7 protein-coding genes and 2 pseudogenes (1 of these 9 only partly in view) are annotated in these 6,513 nt (G+C 38.4%); 4 read left to right on the top strand and 5 right to left on the bottom strand.

Annotated features, from left to right (window positions below):
- Both H0W62_00470 and H0W62_00465 read left to right on the top strand, forming a co-directional pair.
- On the top strand, positions 1-475 hold the 3' portion of the coding sequence (locus H0W62_00470) for a class I SAM-dependent methyltransferase (GenBank protein ID MBA3647020.1). Its footprint begins 254 nt before the window's first position; 475 of the gene's 729 nt are visible here — the last part of the coding sequence; its start codon lies beyond the left edge, outside the window; the stop codon is at positions 473-475.
- A gap of 189 nt (positions 476-664) precedes the next feature.
- Positions 665-1,120 (top strand): hypothetical protein, encoded by a 456-nt coding sequence (locus H0W62_00465; protein MBA3647019.1) that lies wholly within the window; start codon positions 665-667, stop codon positions 1,118-1,120.
- Between the two features lie 133 nt (positions 1,121-1,253).
- On the opposite strand, the gene dnaK is transcribed toward H0W62_00465, so the two are convergent.
- Together dnaK and H0W62_00455 are read right to left on the bottom strand one after the other, a co-directional pair.
- The gene (dnaK, locus tag H0W62_00460) at positions 1,254-3,176 is read right to left on the bottom strand and encodes a molecular chaperone DnaK (protein ID MBA3647018.1); all 1,923 of its coding nucleotides are present in this window, start codon (positions 3,174-3,176) and stop codon (positions 1,254-1,256) included.
- Between the two features lie 145 nt (positions 3,177-3,321).
- Positions 3,322-4,350 (bottom strand): DUF4249 family protein, encoded by a 1,029-nt coding sequence (locus H0W62_00455; GenBank protein MBA3647017.1) that lies wholly within the window; start codon positions 4,348-4,350, stop codon positions 3,322-3,324.
- A 201-nt stretch (positions 4,351-4,551) separates the two neighbouring features.
- Here H0W62_00455 and panB point away from each other — a divergent pair, with 201 nt between their 5' ends.
- A complete protein-coding gene (panB, locus tag H0W62_00450; protein MBA3647016.1) occupies positions 4,552-5,367 on the top strand; it encodes a 3-methyl-2-oxobutanoate hydroxymethyltransferase in 816 nt (271 codons plus the stop codon).
- Here panB and H0W62_00445 read toward each other — a convergent pair.
- The 3 genes and pseudogenes from H0W62_00445 to H0W62_00435 form a co-directional block, all read right to left on the bottom strand.
- Entirely contained in the window at positions 5,364-5,525 is a 162-nt protein-coding gene (locus tag H0W62_00445; GenBank protein ID MBA3647015.1) for a hypothetical protein, read from the bottom strand. The two genes, panB and H0W62_00445, sit on opposite strands and share 4 nt — an antisense overlap.
- A 17-nt stretch (positions 5,526-5,542) precedes the next feature.
- A pseudogene (locus H0W62_00440) lies at positions 5,543-5,677 on the bottom strand (DUF4130 domain-containing protein).
- 59 nt (positions 5,678-5,736) lie between these two features.
- Positions 5,737-6,066 (bottom strand): annotated as a pseudogene (locus tag H0W62_00435) (radical SAM protein).
- Between the two features lie 229 nt (positions 6,067-6,295).
- Between H0W62_00435 and H0W62_00430 the strand changes: the two are divergent.
- A complete protein-coding gene (locus H0W62_00430) occupies positions 6,296-6,511 on the top strand; it encodes a T9SS type A sorting domain-containing protein (GenBank protein MBA3647014.1) in 216 nt (71 codons plus the stop codon).
- Positions 6,512-6,513 lie beyond the last annotated feature (2 nt).

Genomic DNA, 6,513 nt, shown 5'->3' with positions numbered 1-6,513 from the left:
GCAAACCAATTTCTCTGATCACCTTTTTAATTTAATTACCGTGGCCCAGGCTATTCATTGGTTTGATTTTGAAAAATTCTATGCAAAGGTTTACCGTACTCTTAAAAGCAGGGGTTTAATAGCTGTAATAGGTTATCATTTGTGCAGAGTAAATGCTGCCATAGATTGCATCATCGACGACTTCTATAACAATACGCTTTGTAATTATTGGGATTTTGAACGAAAATATATTGATGAAAAATATCAAACAATTTCATTTCCCTTTAAAGAAATTATAGTTCCAGTCTTCAGCATGCAATATAATTGGAGCCTTAATGATCTAATTGGTTATCTTAATACCTGGTCGGCGGTGCAGCACTTCATTGAAAAAAATAACTATAATCCGGTCAATGATCTTCAAAAGAAATTAATCCCACTGTGGATTGACCAACGGAGCGTATCATTTCCTCTTATTTGCAGGTTAGGAATGGCATGATTATAAAAAAGGAACTGCCATTGTTTATTAACCCTGCGCTTGATATAGATAGTTCTTCGTTTTGTAGTTAAATAATGACTTAGTCTTGGATTTTTCCTGATAAGAGTTTAGTTTATCTCATTCAGTGTATTTGATTTGATCACTGTAATGAAGAGCCGGACTTTTGGAGCTCACAAACAAACTAAAACAATGAAAAATTTAAAAACAATGTTGGTTTTACTGGCAATGCCGGTAATTCTTTTTCTTGGTTCCTGTACCAAAGAAAATCAAGTAACTCCTGCTGATCAGGCCATATCAGCTGATGATCAATTAAGAGCTGGTGAGCTTCTGGTAGGAACTGTTTCTCCCGGTCTTTACAAGATTACCAAATTTGTTGACAGCGGCGACGACAAGACCGGCACTTTTAGCGGTTACACTTTCGATTTTCAGGCGGATGGTGATTTAATTGCTACTGATGGCAATGGAAACGTATTCCCAGGATCTTACCACCTGAATTCAGCAGGTACTACGCTGACGATCAACATTTCAGGTAATGCAGCATTGAAAAACCTGGATGATGATAATTGGAATGTTCAAAAATTGACGAACATGAAAATTAAGATCAGAAAGAATGGTCCTGATGTAGTTGTATTCGAAAAAATTTAATTCAATTACCCTTTGAAGAGCCGGTGCAGCCGGCTCTTTTTTTATTTACACAAACTTCGGTTTATAGTTTTCGTGCTAAATAAAAAACCCCGATCCTTATAACCGGGGTTCAATAAACTTACATGTATGCTGATTATCTCTTATCCTCTTTTACCTCTTCAAATGGTACATCCTGAACATCTTCCGATTTTGCTTCACCGTTTCCGCCTCCATCATTAGCGGGCTGATCTCCGCTTTCATTAGGTACCCCCTGCTGAGCTTTATACAAATCTTCAGATGCTGATTGCCAGGCACTGTTTAAGCTATTCATAGCAGATTCAATACCGCTGGCATTTTGATTTTTATGAGCTTCCTTTAATTCGTTTAATGCTGTTTCAATGGTTGTCTTTTTATCAGCCGGAATCTTATCGCCAAATTCTTTAAGCTGTTTTTCCGTTTGGAAAATAAGAGAATCTGCTGTATTCAATTTATCAGCCTTCTCTCTGGCTTCTTTATCCGTAGCCTCATTAGTACGGGCATCGCTCTTCATCTTTTCAATTTCTTCTTTGCTTAATCCTGTTGAGGCTTGAATTTTAATGGTTTGCTCTTTTCCTGTTCCTTTATCCTTTGCACTTACATTCAGAATTCCATTTGCATCAATATCGAAGGTCACCTCTACCTGTGGCACTCCGCGTGGTGCCGGTGGAATTCCGTCAAGCATGAAGCGCCCTATTGTCCGGTTATCACGAGCCATGGAACGTTCACCCTGCAGCACGTGAATCTCAACAGAGGGCTGACTATCCGCAGCAGTTGTAAAGGTTTCAGACTTTCTGGTAGGAATGGTAGTATTAGACTCAATTAATTTAGTCATAACACCTCCCAGTGTTTCAATACCAAGAGAGAGCGGTGTTACGTCCAGCAATAACACATCTTTTACATCTCCAGCTAAAACACCACCTTGTATGGAAGCTCCTATTGCTACTACTTCGTCAGGATTAACCCCTTTATGAGGTTTCTTGCCAAAAAATTTTTCAACTACTTCCTGAATTTTTGGTATCCGTGTCGATCCGCCTACTAAAATCACTTCATTAATCTGCGAAACATTCATGCCTGCATCTTCCATAGCTTTTTTACATGGTTCCAGAGTTCGCTGTACCAAAGGATCTACAAGCTGCTCAAATTTTGCTCTTGATAATTTCTTCACAAGGTGTTTTGGCACACCGTCAATTGCGGTTATGTAAGGCAGGTTTATTTCTGTTTCTACTGATGAAGACAATTCAATCTTTGCTTTTTCAGCAGCCTCCTTAAGGCGCTGTAAAGCCATTGGATCTTTTTTCAGATCAATATTTGGCTGATCTTTTTTAAATTCTTCAGCCAGCCATTCTATTACTATCTGATCAAAATCATCACCTCCCAGGTGTGTATCCCCGTTTGTTGATTTCACTTCGAAAACACCATCGCCCAATTCAAGGATAGAAATATCAAAAGTGCCGCCTCCAAGATCGTAGACGGCAATCTTCTCATCTTTATGTTTTTTATCAAGACCGTAAGCAAGGGCAGCAGCAGTAGGCTCATTAATAATTCTCAAAACTTTTAATCCTGCAATCTCACCTGCTTCTTTTGTGGCCTGACGCTGTGAATCATTAAAATAAGCCGGTACCGTAATTACCGCTTCTGAAACTGTTTGGCCGAGATAATCCTCCGCTGTTTTTTTCATTTTTTGTAGGATCATTGCAGAGATTTCCTGTGGAGTATAATTACGATCCAAAATTTTTACCCTAACCGTATCATTTTCTCCCCCTACTACATCGTACGCTACGTACTTTAATTCCTGCCCCACTTCATTATATCTTCTTCCCATAAAGCGCTTTATGGAAGCGATGGTATTCTTTGGATTGGTAATGGCCTGACGTTTAGCCGGAGCTCCTACCTTGCGTTCTCCATTTGAAAGAAATGCTACCACGGATGGAGTAGTTCTGCTGCCTTCATCGTTTGCAATAACAACCGGATCACTCCCTTCCATGACCGAAACGCATGAATTAGTAGTGCCTAAGTCAATACCTATGATTTTTCCCATAATAAGTTGCTTTTAATTTGTAATATTCTTTGTAATTAGTCAATGATTATGCCATGCGTCAGGGAAAAGTACTTATAAGTAATAATGACATAATTAAGAAGTTATCGCCTCATTCACAAAACGCCGGTGACAAAAAGACAGCACTTCAAAAGCACGTTAATCCTGCAGAATTCTTAAAATGAAGGGTGTGGGTTTGTGAACCGCAGGCGAGGGAATCAAGAGTTTTATTTTCTATCTGGATGCCGTATACAGCTTTATTAAATCTTGAGGAAAACAGGCCTAATCCGTTATCAATATTGGTATACTGCGGTTCTATTTGTCCAGATGTAAGACCCTGCTGTGCCTGGGTTACCTGATTGAATGTATACAGTTCTTCACCTCCTACCGAAAAGAAGAAATCGAGTTTCCCGGCCTCCCTGATTACATTACCATCGAACGGTATAGCATTCAGAAGTTTGGCGTAGAAATCATTTGATTGGATTGTGCGGGTAATTTCATGACCACCTTCGGTGGTTTGCTCTACTTCATTGGTAAATATGATCCAGTCAATGAATTTATCCTGTTTTGCATCAGGGTTAGAAACCTGGGCTTCAGTATAATGGAAACGTATGGTGAGTCCATAGTTTTTGCCGTTTTCTGCAGATTGCCAGTCAACAATAAAAGCAAAGCCGGGAAGCAAACTCACAGGCTGCCCCACAGAGGGGCGTATAACTCTGAAATCATTTATTACCTCGGTAATTGAGCTTACCACCTTGGAAGAGTTTTCATTACCGATTATAATCTTATACTGGCTATTTTGATTAAGAGTCTGTGTAGTTTTATATAAGTAATTTAATGCATTGCTAAAGATTCCCGGATCTTTACTATAACCTTCTGAATTGCCATCGACTTTAATGAGCTGTAGCGTATTTATTAAATTACCATTTTGGTATTCTTCCAAAGACACATTCAGGTCAGCATAATATAATGAATCCGGATTTTGAGCTATGGTAAGGGCACTCGTGGTTGGATCAAGAAAAGCCTTATTGACTTTTACATATTGAGCCGTATCGCTTGCATCTAAAAGTCCATACACAATAGTTATATCTTTCCAGGGTGCTGTAACATTAAAGTCGGTACTGCAGGAAAGATTAAAAACACAAATGAAGCTGATTAAAATAATAACCTTTAGCATGCGCACAAAAGTATTAAATAAGTTGCGATCCGGGAGCGTGGTTGAAAAACCCTAAGGATGGAAGATAATTTTTTTCAAAATAAAGCATTGCTATTGTGATAAAAGGAATTAAGGATGCGATGAAATAATACGATCCTTAATTATTTCTTAAAGTTGTTCACCTTTACTTTTCCAAACTATGCTTTTATGAATGAAAGCGTTATGACTGATTTTAAAAAAGCGAAAAAAATTACAACTCATACGCTGCTGGAGATGAAAGCTTCCGGTGTAAAAATATCGATGCTTACAGCATACGACTATTCGATGGCGCGGATTATTGATGACGGAGGGATCGACGTAATTCTTGTCGGTGATTCTGCCTCTAATGTAATGGCAGGTCATGAAACCACCTTGCCCATTACCCTTGACCAGATGATCTACCACGCTTCTTCGGTTGTTCGCGGGGTTCAGAGGGCGCTGGTGGTTGTGGATCTTCCTTTTGGTTCTTACCAGGGAAATTCAAAAGAAGCATTAAATTCTGCTATCAGAATAATGAAAGAATCCGGCGCTCATGCAGTAAAGCTGGAAGGTGGCCGGGAAGTTAAGGATTCCATTGAAAGGATTATTTCGGCTGGTGTACCCGTTATGGGACATTTAGGGTTAACACCGCAATCCATCTATAAATTCGGAACATATGCCGTGAGGGCAACAGAAGACGAAGAACAGGAGCGACTACGGGACGATGCTAAGCTCCTGGAGCAATCGGGATGCTTTTCAATAGTGCTGGAAAAAATTCCAGCCACACTAGCAGGCGAGGTTGCTTCTTCGGTAAATATTCCGATAATAGGAATTGGAGCGGGTCATAAAGTGGATGGGCAAGTATTGGTAATACATGATATGCTCGGAATTAATAAAGAATTTAAGCCCCGGTTTTTAAGGCGTTACCTTAATTTATATGATGAAATTAAAAATGCCGTAAATCATTACGTGGAGGATATTAAAAATATTGATTTCCCGGGTGACAATGAATCCTATTAATCTTTCTTCTTCCAATTATCCTCCATGTTCTTATAATTTTTCCTCGAAACGGTAGATTTGCCTTTAGGACGCGATTTATTTTTTTTCTTTCTTGCATTGATATTTTTAACCAATGAATTCTTAACACCCAGTTTATTCGTTTTTGCTTTTTTAGCCATAACAATTGTTTATTGTTTTCAATTAAAAACTTCCGGTATCGTGAAGGAACATAGCGCAGCTGGAGGCGCATATTTCTTCTCGAAGGAATGCTCACATTTTTAAAATATGCTTTCCACAACCGCTGATATTGCTCCTCATAAGGGTCGAATATTTTTCAATTAAAAGGACCACAACCAGCAATTATAGAAAAAACCATAGGCTCTTTCTGTAGCTGAGAAATAAGCCCTCAATGTAATTATGACGATAAAAATTAATGGTGAGGCTTACAACTTCCTCTACTGAAAAAGCCGCTCGCTTAACATCGTTACTTTTTCGCGATACACAATACGCACAATCATATATGCAGTGGTTGGTTAATAATATTTTAAAAAGGGAAACACACCGGCCATCCTCTGTATAAGTATGGCAAATAACCATTCCGGTTGCGTCTCCTAAACCCTTGTTTTTATTTATACGCTTACTTCCGCTCGATGCACAACTGACATCGTATTTGGCTGCATCAGCCAATATGGAAAGTTTTTCTTCTATGCGATCTACCACGGCAGTATTACAATAAATTATCTTTCAATTAACACAATGTCTTCACAAATACCAAAGACAACATTAGCCTGGTTTTGTTTAAATCAGAGGAGATAATTGCGGACTCATCATAATTTTTCAGTGACTAATTTCTAACAAATAATATCTTTACTGAAATCCATCTCATTGCAAAGAATTTTAATAGTTGCCGGGCTAATTTTTATATACAAATCATCTTTTTCGCAATCCGTTGATAGCAAATGAAATTTTAGCAATTAAATACGGATCGCTTTCAGAGCCTTTTTTTTTACAATTATTTAATCTTTACGGACAGCCACTTAAACGGATGAAGCTGAATTCACAGCAGGATGTGTATATTAAAGATCTGGAGGAAGGAGTTTATTTTTTAAAAATATCCGGAGGCGCTGTACAACCTGTTATAGAACGGCTAATAATTATTCATTAAAG

It is taken from the genome of Chitinophagales bacterium (assembly GCA_013816805.1).
Taxonomy (GTDB): Bacteria; Bacteroidota; Bacteroidia; order Chitinophagales; family UBA10324; genus MGR-bin340.
This window is presented reverse-complemented; position numbering and strand designations above follow the sequence as displayed.

Excerpts from the sequence above, each read along its gene's own strand:
- dnaK (MBA3647018.1), bottom strand. The coding sequence starts at position 3,176 with ATGGGAAAAATCATAGGTATTGACTTAGGCACTACTAATTCATGCGTT.
- panB (MBA3647016.1), top strand. The coding sequence starts at position 4,552 with ATGACTGATTTTAAAAAAGCGAAAAAAATTACAACTCATACGCTGCTG.
- H0W62_00465 (MBA3647019.1), top strand. The coding sequence starts at position 665 with ATGAAAAATTTAAAAACAATGTTGGTTTTACTGGCAATGCCGGTAATT.
- H0W62_00445 (MBA3647015.1), bottom strand. The coding sequence starts at position 5,525 with ATGGCTAAAAAAGCAAAAACGAATAAACTGGGTGTTAAGAATTCATTG.
- H0W62_00455 (MBA3647017.1), bottom strand. The coding sequence starts at position 4,350 with ATGCTAAAGGTTATTATTTTAATCAGCTTCATTTGTGTTTTTAATCTT.